This is a genomic window from Saccharibacillus alkalitolerans (assembly GCF_011090185.1).
GTDB lineage: Bacteria > Bacillota > Bacilli > Paenibacillales > Paenibacillaceae > Saccharibacillus > Saccharibacillus alkalitolerans.
Genome location: NZ_JAAFGS010000011.1, coordinates 72,324 through 92,653 on the forward strand (window position 1 = coordinate 72,324; position 20,330 = coordinate 92,653).

Genomic DNA, 20,330 nt, shown 5'->3' on the forward strand with positions numbered 1-20,330 from the left:
GCTAGGATAGCGATGTAAACGATTTCTGCGAAATAACGAGGAGGCATCTCTTACATGGCTTATTTTGAAAATGTCGGTAAAGTGGCTTACGAAGGCAGTCAGTCGCAAAACCCATTCGCATTTAAATTCTACAACCCGGACGAAGTGGTCGCGGGCAAAAAGATGTCCGAACACCTGAAGTTCTCGATGGCTTACTGGCATACGCTGACGGCGGAAGGCAGCGATCCGTTCGGCGACACGACGGCAGTGCGTCCTTGGCATTCGTACAAGGGCATGGACCTGGCGAAAGCGCGCGTCGAAGCCGGATTCGAGTTCATGGACAAAATGGGACTGGAATACTTCTGCTTCCACGATATCGACATCACGCCGGAAGGATCGACGCTCAAAGAGTTTTTCGCGAACATCGACACGATCGTCGACCTGATTGAATCGAACATGAAATCCAGCGGCAAAAAGCTGCTCTGGAACACGGCCAACATGTTCACGAACCCGCGCTTCGTGCACGGCGCCGCGTCGACCAACAACGCGGACGTTTACGCCCACGCGGCGGCTCAAATCAAAAAAGGTCTCGAAGTCGGCAAACGTCTCGGCGGCGAGAACTACGTCTTCTGGGGCGGCCGCGAAGGTTACATGTCCCTGCTGAACACGGACATGAAGCTGGAGCAGGACAACATCGCCCGCATGTTCCACATGGCGGTCGACTACGCCAAGGAAATCGGCTTCGACGCCCAATTCCTGATCGAACCGAAACCGAAAGAGCCGACGAAGCACCAATACGACTTCGACGCGGCGACTTCGATCGCATTCCTGCAAAAATACGATCTCGACAAGCACTTCAAGCTCAACCTGGAAGCCAACCACGCGACGCTGGCCGGCCACACGTTCGAGCACGAACTGCGCGTAGCGCGCATCAACGGCATGCTCGGCTCGCTCGACGCCAACCAAGGCGACATGCTGCTGGGCTGGGATACCGACGAATTCCCGGTTAACGTCTACGACGCGACGCTGACGCTGTACGAAGTGCTGAAAAACGGCGGCCTGGGCAAAGGCGGCATCAACTTCGACGCCAAAGTACGCCGCGATTCCTTCGAAGCGGACGACCTGTTCCTGGCTCACATCGCCGGCATGGACACTTACGCGAAAGGCCTTAAAGTCGCAGCCAAGCTGATCGAAGACGGCGCGTTCGACAAAGTCATCGAAGAACGCTACAGCAGCTTCTCCGAAGGCATCGGCGCCGATATCGTAGCCGGCAAAACGACTCTGGCTTCCCTGGCCGAGTACGCGCTGAATAACGAGAACCCTCGTCCGAACAAATCCGGACGTCAGGAACTGCTTCAATCCGTCCTTAACCAATACATTTATGGTTAGGAACGAAATTCACTTACCCCTCCGGGCAAGGTGAATTGCAGTTCCCGCGACGAGCGATAAAGTAGGAACGAAATTCACTTACCCCTCCGGGCAAGGTGAATTGCAGTTCCCGCGACGAGCGACAGTCTCCCAAGCCCGAGCCGTCTCCCTTCAAACGAGGCGACTCGGCTTCCGCGCGAAGCGCAAATCTTTTAAGCCTTTAAGCTCTTAAGCTCTTAAGCTCTTAAGCTCTTAAGCTCTTAAGCTCTTAAGCTTTTAAGCCTTTAAGCCTTTAAGCCTTTAAGCTTTTAAGCCTTTAAGCCTTCACCCAAGCATTTCCCCGCACCATCATAAAAAAAGCCGGCAAGAACCGGCCAGCCGCCGCAGGCGGCGTCAGGGTTGAAACATAGATACAGAATCGCCTAGGCGATCGACGAATCAACATCGGACGGCTTCCCGCAAGCTCCCTTCGGGGAAGGGACGCCGTCCGTTTTACGTTTTTCGATAAGCGGCGCCTTCTTACTTCTTACCGTTTGTACTTTCTTTATACTCGAGGAGGAAAATTCATGAGTTACGTAATCGGGATCGACCTGGGGACAAGCGCCGTCAAGTCGGTGCTCGTGGACCGGTCCGGCAAAGTGGTCTGCGAAGAATCGGAAGCGTATCCGCTCTACCAGCCGCAGCCGGGCTACAGCGAGCAGGATGCGGAAGACTGGGTCGAGAAGACGGTTCTGTCGCTGAACAGGCTGCTGGCGGCTTCCGGCGTGAAGCCGGAAGAAATCGAAGGCATCAGCTTCTCCGGCCAGATGCACGGGCTGGTACTGGTCGGCGAAGACGGACGCGCGCTGCGCCGGGCCATCTTGTGGAACGACACGCGGACGACGCCGCAGTGCCGCAGAATCGAGCGGACGCTCGGCGACAAGCTGCTGAAGATTGCCCGCAACCGCGCGCTGGAAGGATTCACGCTGCCGAAGATCCTCTGGGTGCAGGAGTACGAACCGGAGATCCTGGAGCGGGCATCGCTCTTCCTGCTGCCCAAAGACTATGTCCGTCTGCGTCTGACCGGCAGTGCCGCGATGGATTATTCGGACGCGGCCGGCACGCTGCTGCTCGACGTGGCGGGCAAGGAATGGAGCACCGAAATCGCCGAAGCGTTCGGTCTGAAGGCTTCGCTGTTCCCGCCGCTCGTCGAGTCGTTCGACGATACCGGCTCGCTGCTGCCGGAGATGCAGGCGAGCACAGGGCTGACGGAGAAGACGCGCGTGTATGCCGGCGGCGCCGATAACGCCTGCGGCGCGATCGGAGCGGGCATCCTGAACGAAGGCCAGACGATGTGCAGCATCGGAACGTCGGGCGTCGTTCTGTCGTACGAGACCCGCCGCGACCTCGATTTCGAAGGCAAGGTCCATTTCTTCAATCACGGCGAAAAAGACGCCTTCTACATCATGGGAGTTACGCTGGCAGCAGGTTACAGCATGCAGTGGTTCCGCGAAACGTTCGGCGGCGGCCAATCGTTCGAAGATCTGCTTGCGGGAATCGGCGAAGTGGCGCCGGGCGCGAACGGCCTGCTGTTTACTCCGTATATCGTGGGCGAGCGCACGCCGCATCCGGACTCCGACATCCGCGGCAGCTTCGTCGGCATCGACGCGAGCCATAAGCTTCCTCATTTCGCGCGCGCCGTAATGGAAGGCATTACCTTCTCGCTGCGCGAGTCGATCGACATTCTGCGCGCGGCCGGCAAGACGGTCGATAAGGTCGTTTCGATCGGCGGCGGCGCCAAAAACCAAGAATGGCTGCAGATGCAGGCCGACGTCTTCGGCGCGGACGTCGTCAAGCTGGAGAGCGAACAGGGGCCCGCCATGGGAGCGGCGATGCTGGCGGCTTTCGGCAGCGGCTGGTTCGAGACGCTGCAGGACTGCGCGCGCGAGTTCATTCGCGAAGCCAAGACGTACACGCCGGACGCTCGGCGTACCGAAGTCTACAGCAAGCTGTTCGACGTGTATCGGGACGTATACGGCCAGACGGCCGAACTGAATCGCAGGCTGGCGGCGTTCCGCGGCGGCGACAACTAAAAGACCCGCCCGATTCGATGCGAAAAGCCGGTTTCCCAGGAAAGGGAAGCCGGCTTTTTGCCGTGCTTAAGCAGGCAGTAAGAGAGAACGGAGAAAGTTGCTTTTTAGCGAGAGAGGTCCATAATAAAAGGTGGGGCTTTTTTCATGCGAATTTACATAAAAAGTTAAAAAATCCCCTCCGCATGCCGATATACAAAAGAGAACTTTCGTCAATCAAAGGAGAGAAGGCAGCCACATGAAGGGGAATGCAAGAAGACAACTGTTGAAGGTAAGCGCCGTGCTCGCATTGGTGACGGGGGGGACGCTGGGCGGTTTTCAGCCGCTGTCGGCCGTACAGACGGCAAGCGCGGCTGCGGTATCGCAAGCGCAAAATCAGCTGCAAAGCCAGCTGTTTCAAGCTTTGTCGGCGCGCAAGGACAGCGTGAATTTGACCTATGCCGGCGGAATCAACGAATTGAAGGCGGCGATCGAGCCTGCGCTCGAATCGGCGATCGCTCAGGATCCTTATATTCATTACACGATGAAAGGATACGCCTACTCGCTGCGCGGCAGCAGTTCCGCATCGACCGCCGCAGTGAAGCTGACGTATCGGGAAACGGCGGAGCAGAGCGCTTACGTGCACCAGAAGGTCGCATCCGTGCTCAAAGAAATCGTGACGCCGGACATGAACGACGATATGAAAGTCAAAGCCATCCACGATTGGATCGTCCGCAATCTCAAATACGACACGACGCTGTCGAAATTCACGGCCTACGAAGGCCTCAAGACGGGCAGCACGGTCTGCCAAGGGTACGCGCTGCTTACTTACGACATGCTGAAGCAGGCGGGGTTCGAAACGAATATCGTCGAAGGCTACGTCGAAAACGAAGCGCATGCCTGGAATATGGTGAAGCTGGACGGCAAATGGTATCAAATCGATACGACGTGGGACGATCCGGTTCCGGACCGCGGAGACCGGGTATCGACTGCGTATTATCTGGTGACCGACGAACAGCTCAAGCGGGATCACACCTGGAAAACGGCCGACTACCCGAAAGCGGTCACGCCGTATAACGAGGCGCTGAATGTGTTGGTTGCGCGCGGGGTCGCGGGAGCCAAGGAACTGCGCGCCTCACTGGGATACTCGGCATCCTCGAACAGTCTCGTGTCGACGGCGTCCGTGCTGCAGCGAATCGTCAAAGAAGCCGATTCGGACGGGCAGAACAGCCTTACTTTCCGCTATCAGGGAACGAAAACCAAGCTGAAAAAAGATCTTCTGACCCTGTATAACCACGGAGTATCGCCGATCGGATATACGAGCAAGTCGCTCGGCAGCGCGAGAGGGCTGCAGATCACTTTGTATTGGAAGTAAACTGAAAAGTTTTAAAGGCTTTAAAAAGCAAAAGAACCTTTGCTCCTAGAATCGGGGCAAAGGTTCTTTTTTCGGTATAACGCTCGGAAAACGGCGGAAGAAGCGGGAGGCTTCCGAATCCGCCGCAAAACGGGCAGTCACGTCCGCGTTACAGGTCGCCGCGTCCGCTGACGTCGCACTGCTCAAGCGGAACGACTTTGGTTCCTTTGGCGCGTTTGTAACCGAACCAGAGGATCAAGAACAGCGGCACGCTCAGGTAAGTCGCGATCAAGCCCAGCCAATCTACCGTACCGTTCTCGATCGTGGACAAGCTTTGGCCCACGATCACGACCAGGCAGAGCGCGAACGCGAACAGCGGTCCGAACGGGAACCAGCGCGCGCGGTAAGGGAGCTCGTCAAGACTATGCCCCTGCTTGATAAAAGCGCGGCGGAATCGATAATGGCTGATCGCGATGCCGACCCAGGTAATGAATCCGCACATGCCGGAAGCGTTGAGCAGCCACGTATACACGACGCCGTCGCCGAAGAACGAGGCCAGAAAAGCCAGCATGCCGACGGCCGCCGTCACGATCAGCGCGTTGATCGGCACGCCGCCGCGAGTCAGTTTGGTCAGGAATTTCGGCGCTTTGCCTTCGAGAGCGAGCGCATACAGCATCCGGGTCGAAGCATACATGCCGGAATTGCCGGCCGAAAGTACCGAAGTCAGGATGATCGCGTTCATGACGGCCGCCGCGAAGGCGAATCCGGCGCGCTCGAACACGAGCGTGAACGGGCTGACGCCGATGTGTTCCAGATCGCCGTTCAGCAGGCTCGGGTCGGTGTACGGAATCAGCAGACCGATGACGAAGATCGCCAGAACGTAGAACACCAGGATGCGCCAGAACACCTGACGGATCGCGCGAGGGACGTTGCGGCGAGGATTTTCGCTTTCGCCGGCGGCCACGCCGATCAGTTCGGTTCCCTGGAACGAGAATCCGGCCGCCATGAAGACGCCCAGGAAGGCGAAGAATCCGCCGTTAAACGGAGCGGAAGCGACCGTGAAGTTGGTGAATCCGACGGCTTCGCCGCCCATGACGCCGAAAATCATGGCTACGCCGATGACCAGGAACACGATCACGGTCACGATCTTGATCAGCGCGAACCAATATTCCGCTTCGCCGTAGGCTCTGACCGACAGCGCGTTCAGCAGGAACAGCACGGCCAGAAACAGCAGGCTCCAGAGGAAAGAGGAAGTGCCCGGGAACCAGTACTTGATAATGAGCGTCGCCGCCGCAAGCTCCGCGGCGATCGTAACGGCCCAGTTGTACCAGTAATTCCAGCCCATGGCGAAACCGAACGCCGGATCGACATAGCGTCCCGCGTAAGCGCTGAAGGAGCCCGGTTCCGGCGAGTGGGTCGCCAGCTCGCCGAGACTCGTCATCAAGAAGTACACCATGATGCCGACGGCCGTGTAGGCCAACAGGGCGCCTCCGGGTCCGGCGTCGGCGATCGCGCCGCCGCTGGCCAGGAACAGTCCCGTTCCGATCGCGCCGCCCAGGGCGATCATCGTCATATGTCGGGCCTGCAGGCCCTTTTTCAACTGGGACGCCTGGGGCGTCCTTTCTTGGGTGAATTTCATCGTGATTCAACTCTCCTCGTGTGGTTTTGGTCGATCACGAAAAGAAGCGTACGGCAAAAAGCCGGCGGACACGGGTCCGCCGGCTGTGGCAAATTCCGCATCGCAAAGTCGCTTCGTTTCGTGAAGATAGCTCAACACCCGCTTCAAAGCGGATGACAGTTCCGTTCCTTTCGGAGACGGCCCCAGCACGGATTCAAGCAGAAGAAGTCCGCACTTCGGCGGGTGCGCCTTTCCAGCCGGCATCTCGGGCGCTCTGCTGCGCCTCCGCCGGTGTACTGATCGCCACCGCAACCTCTACCTCATCACCGGTTCGAACCCGAGTGCGATGAGGGGAAAACTATTCGGTTGGATAAGAAAAAGCCCTGACATTCGCAGGGCGAACAACTTTCACAGTATACGAGATTGTCTTTGTGTAGGCAAGTCTATTTTGCACAAGCTTTGCCGACATTCCGCCATGCGGTGCCGTGCCGGTTCGGAGCGAGCCGGAGTTCGCCGAAGAGCCGCGCCGCCGGCACTTTCTTGGACCGCTTTTTTGAACCGTTCCCGTACACGGCAGCCGCCGTGTTCGAGGTCCTTTGCCGCCTTCGGCCGATTTAGACGGACTCGTTCGGTTTTTGTCGGCTTTTCGCCATTTGCTGCCAGACGGTACCGGCCGCTTCCTCGCCGGAATCGATCCGCTCCAGCGCCATGCGCGCCTGAAGCCCGACCTCGAATTCGGGATCGTTCGACGCTTCTTCGAGCGCTTCCCGGGCATCGGCGGTTCCGACTTCGTACAGGAAGCGGGCCGCGCGCCAGCGGACGATTTTGCTGCCGTCCTTCAGCGATTCGAGCATGACCTGCGTCGCGGACGGATCGCCGATGTCCGACAGCGTATCGCCCGCCGTACGGCGAACGGCCGGGGAGCCGTCTTTCATAGCCCGGAACAGCAGCCGCATCGCTTCCGGCGTCTTCAGGTCGCCGAGATACACGACGGCCAGGCGGCGAATCTGCATCTTGTCGTCATCGAGCGCCCGCTCGATCAGCGGCAGATTTCCTTCGCTCGCTTCCATCGCTTCAAGCGCGGAATAACGGCGGCGCCAGTCGTCGCTGCCCAAGCCTTCTTCGATCTCCGCCTGCGACCATTCCCGGCGTTCTTCGACGAACTCCTCCGCCTTTGCGCCGTGGGCGATGGCCTGCTTGACGACGCGTTCCAGGCGTTCCGGCGGAAACGCGGCTTCGAGCTCCTGCTCCACTTCGCGCGCGATATCCGGCAGGTCGCCGTAGCGCACGCCGTAATCGGTCAATTTGCGTTCCTTGATCAGCGTCGCGCTCGCGACTTCCGTCACGGCGTCGACGAAGCGCTGCGACAGTCCGATCCGTTCTTCCTGCATGCCCGCTTTGACGCGGATTTGCATCGGAATGCCGCGGAAGAACTGGACGAATACCTGGGCTTCGCCGAAATGGCCGGCCGCATCCTCGATATCGGCGACGACGGGCTGCTCGGAACGGCTGCCGAACACTTCCTGCACGCCTGCCAGGATCGACGGCCAATCCGCGCCCGGTTTGCGGTCCACGGCCATGAAATCGGTGGTGTGGAAGACGCTTTTGACGCCTTCGATATGCAGCAGCCGCGCGATGATCGGCGGCGCGGAACGTTCGTTGTCGAGCGTGTATGTTTTTCGGATGCCCGCTTCCAGCGTCTCGTCCAGATGGAGTTTCATCGTGTTCGGGCTGGGAGTGGGTTCGATCAATTTGATTTTCATAAGCGATCAGACCTCCTTCAACACCATTTTACACGCCGCCGTAACAAATGTCACAATAGGAGAAGCGGAAGAATGCAAAAAAATTGAGCTTTCCTAGTCGATAGAAGTAAGTAGAGGGTAATGGGATAGAGAGGCAGTCTAGAGAAGGAGGAACGGATATGCCCAAGGTTAAGTATCTCAACGCGAACAATACCCCGATGGGGAAAACGTTAAAAGAACATCGCGACCGGCATCTGCATCGCAGACGCAAAAAGCGCGATTATTCTTATATCATTCCGAGTCAGCCCGCAAAACTGGATTATTTGACGGATAACCGCGAAGACGTGACGATCACTTGGGTCGGACATTCGACGTTTCTGGTTCAGTACGCGGGGCTCAACATCCTGACCGACCCGATCTGGGCCAAACGGATGGGCGTCGGCAAAAGGCTCAGCGAACCCGGCATTCCGATCGAAAAAGTGCCGCCGGTCGACCTGATCCTGATTTCCCATTCCCATTACGACCATATGCATATCGCTTCGATCCGCAGGCTGCAAAATCCGAAAACGCAGGTTATCGTGCCTGTCGGGCTGAAGAAAAAACTCGCCCGCAAGCAGATCGGCCGCTGCATCGAGCTGTCCTGGTGGGAGGACGTTGTCGTCGAAGGGGTGAAAATCACGTTCGTGCCGACCCAGCATTGGACGCGCCGGACGCTGTTCGACGCCAATACGTCGCATTGGGGCGGTTTTGTGCTCGAACCTGCGGAGGCGGCCCGGGTCGTACCCGGAAAAGTCGTCAATCCGCCGGAACATTCGCGCTATGAGCCTCACGCGGCTCCGTCGTCCATCGATTCCGCCGACAAGGCGAAATGCGGCCGTTGGGACGATACGCTGAACGCCAACGTTTCGGCCGACGGCACTCCGCTGCCGCCGACGATTTACTTTGCCGGAGACAGCGGGTACTTTGCCGGCTTTCGGGAGATCGGAGACCGATTCCGCATTCATATCACGATGATGCCGATCGGCGCGTACGAGCCCGAATGGTTTATGGGGCCGCAGCATATGAATCCGGAGCAGGCGCTGCAGGCGTTCCGCGATGTCGGGGCCGAGGTCATGATTCCGATGCATTACGGCACGTTCAAACTGTCCGACGACACGGCGGAAGAAGCGCTTGCCCGGTTGGAAGCCGAACGGCTGCGTACCGGAACGTCCCGCGACTGCATCAAGCTGATGATTCACGGCGAGACGATGATCGTGCACGCGCAGCAAAAAGTCATCGAGACGTGAAAAAAACCGCCCCGGTTCAGCCGGAGCGGTTTTTGGCCCTTTTATCGGACGAACGCCTGAAATTTTACGCAGAAACAGTCAATGTACGCCTTACGGACGCCCTTTTTATGCTATAATAGGCTTTTGAAAAGCACCCTAGACATGTTGAAGCTGCACGGCAAAATCGGAGCTTAACGAAAAGTTTATAATAAAGGATGGGAATGCATATGATCAGTACAAGCGGCGTTACGCTTCGCTACGGCAAGCGGCCACTTTTCGAAGACGTCAACATTCAATTCAACCCGGGCAACTGCTACGGCCTGATCGGCGCCAACGGCGCCGGCAAATCGACGTTCCTCAAGATCCTCTCCGGAGAGATCGAACCGAACCAGGGCGAAGTCTCCATCACGCCTGGCGAGCGCCTGGCCGTTCTGAAACAGAACCATTTCGAATACGACGAGTACCCGGTACTGGAAACGGTCATCATGGGCCACAACCGTCTGTATTCGATCATGAAGGAAAAAGACGCGCTTTACGCGAAAAGCGACTTCTCCGAGGAAGACGGCATCCGCGCCGGCGAACTCGAGGGCGAATTCGCCGAGCTGAACGGCTGGGACGCCGAAGCCGACGCGGCCGCGCTCCTGATCGGTCTCGGCATCCACCGCGATCTGCACGACAAGAAGATGGACGAGCTGAGCGGCAACGAAAAAGTCCGCGTCCTGCTCGCGCAGGCGCTGTTCGGCACGCCTCAGATCCTGCTGCTGGACGAACCGACCAACCACTTGGACATCGAGTCCATCAACTGGCTGGAGAACTTCCTGATGGGTTACGAAGGCACGGTCATCGTCGTGTCCCACGACCGTCACTTCCTGAACAAAGTCTGCACGCACATCGCGGATATCGACTTCGGCAAAATCCAGATGTACGTCGGCAACTACGACTTCTGGTACGAATCCAGCCAGCTGGCGCTGAAGCTTGCCCGCGAGCAGAACAAGAAAAAAGAAGAGAAGATCAAAGAACTGCAGGCCTTTATCCAACGCTTCTCGGCGAACGCTTCGAAATCGAAGCAGGCGACGTCGCGTAAAAAGCAGCTGGACAAAATTTCTCTGGACGACATCCGTCCTTCCAACCGGAAGTACCCGTTCATCAACTTCAAGCCTGAACGCGAAGCGGGCAAGCAGCTGCTGACGGTCGATAACTTGAACAAGTCCATCGAAGGCGAAAAGGTGCTCGACAACTTCAATTTGATCGTCAACAAAGGCGACAAGATCGCGTTTGTCGGTCCGCACGGACTGCCGAAATCGACGCTGTTCGACATCGTCATGGGCGAACAGGAAGCGGACGGCGGCGAATATACTTGGGGCGTCACGACGACTCAGGCTTATTTCCCGAAAGACAATTCGAAATACTTCGACGGCGTCGATCTGAACCTCGTCGAGTGGCTGCGTCAGTATTCGAACGATCAGGACGAGACATTCCTGCGCGGCTTCCTCGGCCGGATGCTGTTCGCCGGCGAAGAGAGCCAGAAGAAAGCGAGCGTCCTGTCCGGGGGCGAGAAGGTTCGCTGCATGCTGGCCAAAATGATGCTCAACGGCGCGAACGTGCTGATCATGGACGAACCGACCAACCACTTGGACCTCGAATCCATCACGGCGCTCAATAACGGCCTGATCGATTTTGACGGCACTTTGCTGTTCGTTTCGCATGACCATCAGTTTATTCAGACGATCGCCAACCGTATCGTGGAGATCACGCCGAACGGCGTCATCGACCGCGTGATGACCTACGACGAGTATCTCGAAAGCGATGAGGTCAAAGAGATGCGCGAGCGGATGTACGCGGTTCAGGTCTAACTCAAGACAAGGAAACCTTTCGTGCTTGCCCGGCGTCGGACGGAAGCTGCCCGACGTGGCGGCGTACGCTCCAAGCCTACAAAAAAGCCCCTTTTTCGGCTCATGCCGGAAAAGGGGCTTTTGCGTCGGCGCGACCGAAAAGGATGGACGGTTAGGATCCTCCGGTACGGCGGCGCTGATTGTTTGGTTTTTTGTTGTTTTGGGTCGTCAGCTTCTTGGTCTGGTTGCTCTGAAAGCCGTTTTTGTTCGAAGCGGCCTGCTGCTTTTTCTGCTCGAGCTTGTTGCGAATCGCTTCGGCCAGATCCACTTTGCGGGTCCCTTTTTCTTCGGTCATGCGGAACTCCTCCTCGCTGCGCAGCATGGCGAAAGGTCCCGGTCGGGGCTGCCGTTCGCTGCGGATTTCTCCTTTATATTAGCCGCTTTCAAGCGGCGGGACAAGCGGGAAATTCGTTTTGTTCGGCATTATGCGCGGGCCGGAGAGGCCGAGGGGAGAGGCGGGCATAAAAAAAGCACCGGCGGCTGCCGGTGCTTCTTCGGATATATGGTCCGAGAGGTAGTCGATTACTCGACTACGATCCAAGCCATACCCATCCAAGTGTAGATTTCGACCCATTGGCCGGTAGCCGGATCCGTCGTGCCGTTGCCCGTTGTATCGAGCTTTTGCGGTCCGAGGTAACCGATCATCGTGCCGCCCGGCGATTTGTAGAACGGCGTCATGCTCGTCAGTTCGATCGTCGGAGTCGGGTTCACGGATACTTTGGATGGATCGTTAGTTGGGATGAGCGCTGTGTCCGAACCTACAGGTACTGCTGGAGGTGCAGTCGGAGTAGTCGGAGTCGTTGTAGTAGGTACGGTAGTTGTGAATGTTCCAGTGATTCCGGTGCGAACGTTATCGATCAGCGATTGAAAACGTTCTTTGTCTGCTTGGTTTGTGAAAGGATTGCTAGTTACAGGAGAAAGTACGTAAACAGTAGTTCCGTCCTGGTTCAGTGCGGTCCCAAGCGCAGCTTGATTGGTCATCGAGTTCCAAGCCGTGCGATCATAGCCGCGGATAGTAGCGATCGTTACTGGCTTCATCGCTTCTCCTGTAGCTGTAGTTCCAGTTGGAGTGTATGTAAAACGAACAAGATAAACTCCGGTTTCTCCCATGTCACTTAATTGTTCTGCTGTATATTCTTGCGTGGCAACGTCAGTACCCCAGACTGCTGGCTGAGTGAAGCTGAAGCCTCTGTTCGCGCTGACGAACTTAACTGCGGTTCCGCTGTAAGTGGAACCTGTAACCGTAGCGTTAGTCGCGGGAGTTTGAGTAGGCGTTGCATCTACCGGATTCGTAGTAGTGTTTGCATTCGTTACCGTTCCCGTAGTCGTTTCAGCCGCGGAAGCAGCTGTAGCCATGGAAGCCATGAGCATAGCCGAAGCTGTGAGCGTTACTAATTTTTTCATATAAAATGAACCTCCTTTGTATTTAGGGAGCTTGTTTGCTCCATCCTGATATAAGAATAAACTCCACCTTAACCGATTGAACCAGCCTAGCGTAAAAAAAATAACGGAATCGTAACCTCCATTTTACATAAACGAGCTTTAGGCGAACTAAAGAAAAGTTGCTATAATTGAAGAAGAAAGCAAGAGAGCATAAAGTTGCTTTGAAAAAACGGCTGAACACTTTTTATCGAAAGGGAGGGGAAAAGGAGGGAAAATAAAAAAGAAAAAGCCGCTTCCGTGGAAGCGGCAGAGTCAGGCGGGCCTGCTGCGATACGGACATCGGTCCGAACGAGCAGGCAGCAGCCGATAATCTAACGGGTTGATCGTCCTCGTCCCATGAACAGGGAAATAATGAACAGAACCAGGAACACCCAGAACAGAACTTTGAAAATCGCCGCGGCAGCTTGGATGATTCCGACAAAGCCGAAAATCCCCAGCACGACGGCAATAACGAGCAGAATCAAAGACCATTTCATCATGACCTTCACCCTCCTTAGCTTTTTTAATAGTAGAAACGAGGCAGACCGAAGATTTTCCGTTTCCGTTTCCGGCGTCGGCTTGTGCGAAGTCGACGGGCAGAGGCGAAAAGATAGGGCATCGTGAGGCGTCCGCCTTCGTTTCAGCGTCTCGTAGACTCCAATTAACCAGGCATTTTCGGATTGAAACAAGGCATCGCGAGGGGCTTGAAAGGGGTTTTCATCGTTGTTTCGGGCGAAAAAGGTCAGGGTAACTATGGAGTAATGCAGGGGACTATCCGTGCAATGGGCAACATAAAATGGGCTTTAAGAAAGCGAGGTTTTAAATGTGGATCTGTGGCAATGGGCTGTACTGATTGTGGCCGTAGCTTTTGCGGTGCTTGTCGTATTTTTGATCAAAACACTGCAAGCCGGCACCAAGACGCTTGAAAACACGGCGCAAACATTAAAAGAAGTGCAAAAGACGATGGATGAACTCACCTACGAGGTGAAGCAGGTCGTGCGGCATACCAACGATATTACGCTGGATGCCAATCATAAGCTGAAGCAGCTGGACCCGGTCATGGAATCGGTAAAAAACCTGGGCAACCTTCTGAACGAAGTGACGCTGGTGACCCAGCAGTATTCGCACCGGATGATCGAGAAAGCCAAGCAGCATAAAGAAAAGAAAGAACACGAAAAACGCGAACACGGCGGCAGCGACAATGCGGCGCTCCTGCCTGCTTCGGGCGACAGCCCGACGGTCCGTACCTACAATGCGACGTACGGAACCGGAAGCGGCGACCGTGCCGGCGTGCAAAAATTTGCGAAATGGATCGATACGGGCGCGTCTATGTGGCAGAAATTCCGCCGTTAACCGAAAGCTTCGGCTGTCAACGCCGAAAACGGACCAAACGTTTTGAAAACGAGGAATGGATGTAATCGGTTTGGTTGCGGGTATGGACGGGCGTCTCGAATCCCTGCAGCAATGCGAAAGGATGAGAACGATGTTTACAATCATGATGATGCTGACCGGAATGTTGTCTTCTCTTTCGAATCAGGATTACGCGCCTTCCTATGCTGCGTCCGCGCCTGATACGACGGCCGTTTATCGTGCGGCGTATCAGGCGCAGCCGCAGACCCCGACCGCCGCTTACCCGGCCTCGTCCGGTTACGAAACGCTGAACGGGCTTACGCTTCAAGACCGCATTGAAAAAGTCGGACGATTGTACGGAGAACCTTCCGAGCGGGTGCCCGCCTATATGGCCGGCGAAGAATACCGTTACGGCGGCTTGAATGTAGGAACTTACGAAAAATGGATTTATTATATTTCCGTTCCCTCGAGCGCGGAAAGCTTTAATCTGAACGGTCACGAACTGCCGATGGACGGCCAGCGAATCCGCGAAGTGCTGGGAGAACCGGACTTTACGGCCGACGATGGTTTCGGATACGAACATGACGGCCAAGCGCTTAAAGTATTCGTCGATCCTTCTACCGGAAGCGTTCGGAGCGTCGATCTTTTCGACAGTACATCGGTATAAGCCGAGTGGAGACGATGACGATCCGAGCAAAATCGCAACAAGAAACAAAAAATGTCGTATAGTTGTTTCAGGCAAAGAAAAACGGGGTAAATGATTGTTTGTGCCCCTTGTTTGAGCTTATTTAGCGAAGGAGCGTGCGGAAATATGGATGCTGCCGATGCGAAAGCTTATGCGAAAATCGTCGAAAACGGTATCCAGGCCGTCGAAACGGTCCGGGAGCTTCGAATGACCGGTTATACGGGAGACCAATTGTTTGTGCTTGCTTACGATGAAGGACAGACGGAACGAACAGCGGAAGCAGCGGGAGTACGTCCGGTATTTCCTGATTCCGACGATCCCGAAATGGCCGGGACTCAGCTGTTTCGTTCGAATGCGGCAGAACTTCGAGAGCGCATCGCATCGATGGGTTTTTCGGAGCAAGAGTCGGCTTATTACGAAGAACAGCTCGAAACGGGCAAAGTTTTGGTAGTGGCTCAAACCCCCCGCTTATAAAAAAGCGGCGCATGATAAAGGTTTCGCCTTTGAAGGATTCAAAGTATAGATAAGGAATGGGAACTCGGCGTCCCATTCCTTATCTATGTTTGTGGAACCTTTTACAAGAAGTTGATAAAAAGGTTGTTGCAGGATAAAAAGGTATTTGATGAATCGAATAGAATCGTTCGAATGAGAGGCGTGCAAGGGGTGCGTCGACTCAATCGGACGCAGTTGAAATTTAGAGAGGCCATCACACCGCGTTTAACATGAGGCGTTCAACGCAAGAGGGAGAGGATTATGAAGATTCTAGTTGTCGACGACAATCCTACCAATGTCATTATCATTCGCGAAATACTGAAAAAAGAAGATTACCGCAATATCGAGATCGCTTCTTCGGCACGCGAAATGTTCGCGATTCTGGGCATTGCCGACCTGGACCCCCGGGTCAAATCGAAAAACTCGGACATCGACCTTATTCTGCTGGATATGATGATGCCGGAAATGGACGGGATCGAAGCGTGCCGGATCGTCCAGACTTACGAGCACCTTCGCGATATTCCGATCATTATGGTCACCGCCGTGGGCGATTCGAAAAAGTTGGCCGAAGCGCTGGACGCGGGCGCCGGCGATTACGTCACGAAGCCGATCAACAAAGTCGAACTGATGGCCCGCATCCGCTTGGCGCTGCGGCTCAAGCAGGAGAAAGACTGGCACAAGGAGCGAGACCAGCGCATCCAGGACGAGCTCAAGCTGGCGGCGCTTGTGCAAAATGCCGTGCTGAGCCTCCCGGTCGACGAACGGCATATCGGTATCGACGCGCTGTATAAGCCTTCGTTCGAACTGGCCGGAGACCTTTACGCGTGGTATCCGCTCGGCGACGGGCGCTACGGCATCATTTTGCTGGATATGATGGGACACGGAATTTCTTCGTCGTTGTTCACGATGTTCATCGCCTCCGTGCTCAAAGACACGGTCGTGACTTACGTGGATCCGGAAAAGGTCATTCAGGAGCTGAACCGACGTTTCAATCAGCTGCATATCGAAAATCAGCTCATCCAATATTACTTTACGGCTATCTATATGGTGGTGGATACGCGCTTCAAACGGATCGATTACGTGAATGCGGGCCATCCTCCGGGCATGCTGTTCCGCGGCGACGAAGTGGTGAGACTGGAACGTTCCTCGCATCCGGTCGGTTTGTTCGACCGAATCGACGCCGAACCCCAAACGGTTTCTTACGAAGGCGAAAGCCATCTGGTGCTGTATACGGACGGGCTGCTCGAAGCGGTGGACGGCGAACAGGAAGATCAGCTGAATTTTTTGATCAGTCATCTGCGCGAAGGGCACGCTTTCAATAAGGCCCGAATGGAAGAGGCGTTCTTTGTAGGGGAACCCGATGCCGAGCAGGACGACGATAAATGTCTGGTCTGGATTTCTTTGAAAGAGGGAGCGGCTGAATAAATGAGAATAAAGACCAAGCTGGTCGTCGGATTTTCGGCGCTGCTGATCATCATGCTGGCGCTTTCGCTGGTCAGCTACGATCGGATGAGCTATATGAACGACCAGATCGACCGGGTATATCAAGACCGTTACATGAAGGTTCGCTACAGCAGCGGCATGAGGGGAGAAGTCAACAACATCGCGACCGAACTCGCCAACCAGCTGCTCGGCGGAAGGTCGGCCGAATTGTCGGAAAGCCGCCTGCTGATCGAGAACGCCAAAGAGCGCACGCAGCAGTATTGGAACTCGATTACGGCCGAGCAGGGCTCGGCGGAGGAGCGGCGGCTTGTTCAACGGGTGGGCACCGCCTGGGAGAACTTTTCGAGCTACGAAGCCAATTTGATGCAGCTGCTGGAAAACGGGGAAATCGAGCAGGCGAGGGCTTACCGCGACTCGACGGGCATCGAGCTTCAGCGAACGGCGCTGAGCGTCTTGAACGATCTGGCGAATTATCAGGATCTTCAGGTGGAAGCGGAAGTCGGCAGCGTCAAAGAGGCTTACCAACGCTCGACCCAGATCACGACCGCGTTTCTGGTTGTCGGCCTCCTGCTCGGATTGGGCGTGATGATGTGGGTCATTCCGAGCGTCACCCGGGGGCTTAATACGGTCTCCATGATGATCTCGAGCTTCGGCAAAGGGAAATTGAAGGCGATCCGGCGCATCAAAGTCAAATCCAAAGACGAAATCGGGACCGTGGCCCGCGTGTTCCAGGAGATGGCCGAGGACATCGAAGAAAAGCAGCGCATGGAACGCGAGTACACGGAGGCGCAAAACGCCCAGGGTTGGATCAATTCCAATATGGCCCGCATTACCGACGTGCTGAAAGGAATCATGTCTCTGGAAAAGGTATCGCAGACATTCGTCAGCGAATTCGCCCCCGTTCTAGGAGCGGAGTACGGAGCTTTGTATCTGGTGGACGTGAAAAATCCGGACGAACTGAGCCTCTACGGTTCGTATGCTTTTTCCGGCGATTCGAAAATCAAGCCTTCTTTCCGCATCGGAGAGGGCCTGCTCGGACAGAGCGCGGCCGACCGCCGCACGATCCTGCTCGAGGACGCGCCGCAGCAGTACATCGAAATCCGCTCCGCCCTCGGCGAAAGCGCCTCGACGCAGATTCTTATCCATCCGATCGTGGCGGAAGACGAGCTGATCGGGGTGTTCGAAATCGCTTCGCTGACGCCGTTCAACCAGCTTCACCGCCAACTGCTGGATCAATTGCTGTCCAATCTGGGCGTCATTTTGAACAACATCAACGGACGGCTGCGCGTGGAGGAACTGCTTCGCGAATCGCAGGCGCTCACGGAAGAGCTGCAGTGCCAATCCGAAGAGCTTCAGACGCAGCAGGAAGAACTCAAACGCTCGAACGAAAGCCTGGAATCGCAGACCGATGCGCTGAAGCGTTCGGAGGAACTGCTGCAGCGTCAGCAGGAAGAACTGGAGCATTTCAACACCGAGTTGATTGCGAAGACCCGAGCGCTGGAAGAGCAGGTGCACGAGACCGAAGAAAAGAACCGGGAAGTCGAGCTGGCGCGCGTTCAGTTGGAACGTCAGACCATGCAGCTCGCCGTCTCGAGCAAATACAAGTCCGAGTTTTTGGCGAACATGTCGCACGAACTCCGTACGCCGCTCAACAGCCTGCTGATCCTTTCGCAGCTGCTGGCGGAGAACAAGGACGGCAACCTGGAGCCGAAACAGGTGGAATACGCCCAGACCATCTACATGTCGGGCTCCGACCTGCTGAAGATGATCGACGAAATTCTCGACCTGTCCAAAGTCGACGCCGGAAAGATGGAGCTCAACCGGGAGCCGGTGCCGCTTGAGGAGATCACCAAATTTGTCTCGGGCAACTTCGCCGCGGTCGCGGACAAAAAAGGGATCGGACTTCATATCGAGGCGGACGAAGATAAACTGCCGAGCGCCCTTTTGACCGACGGACATCGCCTGAAGCAGGTGCTGCGCAATCTGCTGTCGAATGCGTTCAAGTTCACTTCCGAAGGCTCGGTCACGTTCCGGGTACGGGAAGCCGCACCCGAACAGCTGCCGGATTATCTGGAGAAGAAACGCAAATTTATCGAATTCTCCGTCATCGATACGGGGATCGGCATTCCGCAGGACAAGACGGATATCATTTTCGAAGCGTTCCAGCAGGTCGACGGCACGACCAGCCGCAAATACGGCGGCACGGGGCTCGGCTTGTCGATCAGCCGCGAGTTGGCGAAGCTGCTCGGCGGCGGAATCGAGCTGGAGAGCGAAGAAGGCCAAGGCAGCCGCTTCACGCTGTACATTCCGAAGCTGACGACTTATGCATCGGGCGAAGAGTCCGGCCCGAAAGAGAACTCCGCCGCCGAGTCGCGTCCGGAGGAGCGCGTCTTGAATCGGAAAAGACGGCCGGAGGCCGTGGAGCCGATCGCGCCGAAAGCGCAGCGGACGGAAATCGAGGACGATCGGGACCATATCGATCCTCACGACAAAGTTCTGCTGATTATTGAAGACGATCCGAAATTCGCCGTTATTCTTCGCGACATGGCGAGAAGCAACGGATATAAAGCGATAGTCGAAGTTCAGGGCGATACCGGCCTCGAAACGGCCCGCAGCCGCATGCCGGACGCCATCATTCTAGATATTCAACTGCCGGTCATCGACGGGTGGACCATTCTGAGCGAGCTGAAGAGCAGCTCGGAAACCCGTCATATTCCGGTGCACGTCGTCTCCGTCGTCGACGACGTCAAGCAGGGGCTTATGATGGGAGCGATCGCTTACCTGAAAAAGCCGGCCAACAAGGAAGGATTGGAGCGCGCATTTTCCTATATCGGTTCTTATGCGGATAAAGGAGTCAAGCACCTGCTGATCGTCGAAGACGACGAAATTCAGCGCAAGGCGATCATCGAGTTGATCGGGCACGACGACGTGGCGATCAAAGCGGTGGGGACGGGGACGCAGGCGCTCGAAGAGCTTCAGCGTCATCGTTACGACTGCATGGTGCTCGATCTGATGCTTTCGGATATGACCGGGTTCGAAATGCTGGACCGGATTCGCGAGGACGACCGTCTGCGCGATCTGCCGATCATTATTTACACAGGCAAGGATCTCGACGCGAAGGAAGAGACGAAGCTGCGTCAGTACGCCGAGTCGATCATCGTAAAAGACGTCAAGTCGCCGGAACGGCTGCTCGACGAAACGACGCTGTTCCTGCACCGGGTCGAAGCCGACCTGCCGGAAGATAAACGTAAAATCCTGCAGAAGCTGCACAACAAAGAGACGCTGTTCGAAGGCAAAAAGATTCTGCTTGTCGACGACGACGTCCGCAACGTATTCGCGCTGTCGAGCGTGCTGGAAGGATACCGCATGGACGTGACCTTCGCCGAAAACGGCAGAGAAGCCATCGACATTCTGGAGCAGCAGGAAGACTTCGATCTGATCCTGATGGATATGATGATGCCGGAAATGGACGGTTATGAAGCCATGCGATTGATCCGGCAGATGCCGAAGTTCGAACGCATTCCGATCATTGCGCTCACGGCGAAGGCGATGAAAGAGGACCGGGGCAAATGCATCGAGGCCGGCGCTTCGGATTACGTCAAAAAACCGATTCAGACCGAACAGCTTCTTTCCTTAATGCGCGTTTGGTTGTATTCGTAAGCGATAAATTTG

The 20,330-nt window shown here is 55.9% G+C and carries 15 protein-coding genes and 1 riboswitch; of the genes, 10 read left to right on the forward strand and 5 right to left on the reverse strand.

The features are described 5' to 3' along the window. The first annotated feature begins 54 nt into the window (after positions 1-54). From xylA to GYN08_RS21480, 3 genes are all read left to right on the forward strand, one after another. Positions 55-1,368 (forward strand): xylose isomerase, encoded by a 1,314-nt coding sequence (xylA, locus tag GYN08_RS21470; RefSeq protein ID WP_166279076.1) that lies wholly within the window; start codon positions 55-57, stop codon positions 1,366-1,368. A 545-nt stretch (positions 1,369-1,913) separates the two neighbouring features. Further along, positions 1,914-3,419, forward strand: coding sequence for a xylulokinase (xylB, locus tag GYN08_RS21475; RefSeq protein ID WP_166279079.1), 1,506 nt, complete (start codon positions 1,914-1,916; stop codon positions 3,417-3,419). Positions 3,420-3,654: 235 nt separating this feature from the next. Beyond that, positions 3,655-4,770, forward strand: a complete 1,116-nt coding sequence (locus GYN08_RS21480) for a transglutaminase domain-containing protein (RefSeq protein WP_166279082.1) — start codon at positions 3,655-3,657, stop codon at positions 4,768-4,770. Between the two features lie 148 nt (positions 4,771-4,918). Here GYN08_RS21480 and GYN08_RS21485 read toward each other — a convergent pair whose 3' ends face one another. Together GYN08_RS21485 and GYN08_RS21490 are read right to left on the reverse strand one after the other, a co-directional pair. Beyond that, a complete protein-coding gene (locus GYN08_RS21485; RefSeq protein ID WP_166279085.1) occupies positions 4,919-6,388 on the reverse strand; it encodes an amino acid permease in 1,470 nt (489 codons plus the stop codon). A 119-nt stretch (positions 6,389-6,507) separates the two neighbouring features. Further along, a riboswitch (Lysine riboswitch) is annotated at positions 6,508-6,693 on the reverse strand. Positions 6,694-6,981: 288 nt separating this feature from the next. Next, complete coding sequence (locus tag GYN08_RS21490) at positions 6,982-8,130, reverse strand: virulence factor (RefSeq protein WP_166279088.1); 1,149 nt, start codon at positions 8,128-8,130, stop codon at positions 6,982-6,984. 158 nt (positions 8,131-8,288) lie between these two features. Here GYN08_RS21490 and GYN08_RS21495 point away from each other — a divergent pair, with 158 nt between their 5' ends. Both GYN08_RS21495 and GYN08_RS21500 read left to right on the forward strand, forming a co-directional pair. Next, on the forward strand, positions 8,289-9,395 hold the full coding sequence (locus GYN08_RS21495; RefSeq protein ID WP_166279091.1) for an MBL fold metallo-hydrolase: 1,107 nt from the start codon (positions 8,289-8,291) through the stop codon (positions 9,393-9,395). Between the two features lie 206 nt (positions 9,396-9,601). After that, positions 9,602-11,227 (forward strand): ABC-F family ATP-binding cassette domain-containing protein, encoded by a 1,626-nt coding sequence (locus GYN08_RS21500; RefSeq protein WP_166279094.1) that lies wholly within the window; start codon positions 9,602-9,604, stop codon positions 11,225-11,227. Positions 11,228-11,378: 151 nt separating this feature from the next. On the opposite strand, the gene GYN08_RS21505 is transcribed toward GYN08_RS21500, so the two are convergent. From GYN08_RS21505 to GYN08_RS21515, 3 genes are all read right to left on the reverse strand, one after another. Then, a complete protein-coding gene (locus tag GYN08_RS21505; protein ID WP_166279097.1) occupies positions 11,379-11,561 on the reverse strand; it encodes a hypothetical protein in 183 nt (60 codons plus the stop codon). Positions 11,562-11,788: 227 nt separating this feature from the next. Further along, complete coding sequence (locus GYN08_RS21510) at positions 11,789-12,670, reverse strand: hypothetical protein (RefSeq protein ID WP_166279100.1); 882 nt, start codon at positions 12,668-12,670, stop codon at positions 11,789-11,791. A gap of 350 nt (positions 12,671-13,020) precedes the next feature. After that, positions 13,021-13,188, reverse strand: coding sequence for a DUF1328 domain-containing protein (locus GYN08_RS21515; RefSeq protein WP_166279103.1), 168 nt, complete (start codon positions 13,186-13,188; stop codon positions 13,021-13,023). A 325-nt stretch (positions 13,189-13,513) separates the two neighbouring features. Between GYN08_RS21515 and GYN08_RS21520 the strand changes: the two genes are divergently transcribed. From GYN08_RS21520 to GYN08_RS21540, 5 genes are all read left to right on the forward strand, one after another. Then, the gene (locus GYN08_RS21520) at positions 13,514-14,041 is read left to right on the forward strand and encodes a DUF948 domain-containing protein (protein WP_328802993.1); all 528 of its coding nucleotides are present in this window, start codon (positions 13,514-13,516) and stop codon (positions 14,039-14,041) included. A gap of 130 nt (positions 14,042-14,171) precedes the next feature. Further along, the gene (locus tag GYN08_RS21525; protein WP_166279106.1) at positions 14,172-14,705 is read left to right on the forward strand and encodes a hypothetical protein; all 534 of its coding nucleotides are present in this window, start codon (positions 14,172-14,174) and stop codon (positions 14,703-14,705) included. A gap of 90 nt (positions 14,706-14,795) precedes the next feature. Next, positions 14,796-15,197 carry a general stress protein gene (locus GYN08_RS21530; protein ID WP_166279109.1) on the forward strand — a complete coding sequence of 134 codons (402 nt, stop codon included), beginning with the start codon at positions 14,796-14,798 and terminating at the stop codon, positions 15,195-15,197. 279 nt (positions 15,198-15,476) lie between these two features. Beyond that, positions 15,477-16,640, forward strand: coding sequence for a SpoIIE family protein phosphatase (locus GYN08_RS21535; protein ID WP_166279112.1), 1,164 nt, complete (start codon positions 15,477-15,479; stop codon positions 16,638-16,640). Continuing rightward, positions 16,641-20,318, forward strand: a complete 3,678-nt coding sequence (locus GYN08_RS21540; protein WP_166279115.1) for a response regulator — start codon at positions 16,641-16,643, stop codon at positions 20,316-20,318. The last annotated feature ends 12 nt before the right edge of the window (positions 20,319-20,330 follow it).

What these genes read in the sequence shown, in the direction of transcription:
- xylA (WP_166279076.1), top strand. Translation starts at nt 55, where the DNA reads ATGGCTTATTTTGAAAATGTCGGTAAAGTGGCTTACGAAGGCAGTCAG.
- xylB (WP_166279079.1), top strand. Translation starts at nt 1,914, where the DNA reads ATGAGTTACGTAATCGGGATCGACCTGGGGACAAGCGCCGTCAAGTCG.
- GYN08_RS21480 (WP_166279082.1), top strand. Translation starts at nt 3,655, where the DNA reads ATGAAGGGGAATGCAAGAAGACAACTGTTGAAGGTAAGCGCCGTGCTC.
- GYN08_RS21485 (WP_166279085.1), bottom strand. Translation starts at nt 6,388, where the DNA reads ATGAAATTCACCCAAGAAAGGACGCCCCAGGCGTCCCAGTTGAAAAAG.
- GYN08_RS21490 (WP_166279088.1), bottom strand. Translation starts at nt 8,130, where the DNA reads ATGAAAATCAAATTGATCGAACCCACTCCCAGCCCGAACACGATGAAA.
- GYN08_RS21495 (WP_166279091.1), top strand. Translation starts at nt 8,289, where the DNA reads ATGCCCAAGGTTAAGTATCTCAACGCGAACAATACCCCGATGGGGAAA.
- GYN08_RS21500 (WP_166279094.1), top strand. Translation starts at nt 9,602, where the DNA reads ATGATCAGTACAAGCGGCGTTACGCTTCGCTACGGCAAGCGGCCACTT.
- GYN08_RS21505 (WP_166279097.1), bottom strand. Translation starts at nt 11,561, where the DNA reads ATGACCGAAGAAAAAGGGACCCGCAAAGTGGATCTGGCCGAAGCGATT.
- GYN08_RS21510 (WP_166279100.1), bottom strand. Translation starts at nt 12,670, where the DNA reads ATGAAAAAATTAGTAACGCTCACAGCTTCGGCTATGCTCATGGCTTCC.
- GYN08_RS21515 (WP_166279103.1), bottom strand. Translation starts at nt 13,188, where the DNA reads ATGATGAAATGGTCTTTGATTCTGCTCGTTATTGCCGTCGTGCTGGGG.
- GYN08_RS21525 (WP_166279106.1), top strand. Translation starts at nt 14,172, where the DNA reads ATGTTTACAATCATGATGATGCTGACCGGAATGTTGTCTTCTCTTTCG.
- GYN08_RS21530 (WP_166279109.1), top strand. Translation starts at nt 14,796, where the DNA reads ATGATTGTTTGTGCCCCTTGTTTGAGCTTATTTAGCGAAGGAGCGTGC.
- GYN08_RS21535 (WP_166279112.1), top strand. Translation starts at nt 15,477, where the DNA reads ATGAAGATTCTAGTTGTCGACGACAATCCTACCAATGTCATTATCATT.
- GYN08_RS21540 (WP_166279115.1), top strand. Translation starts at nt 16,641, where the DNA reads ATGAGAATAAAGACCAAGCTGGTCGTCGGATTTTCGGCGCTGCTGATC.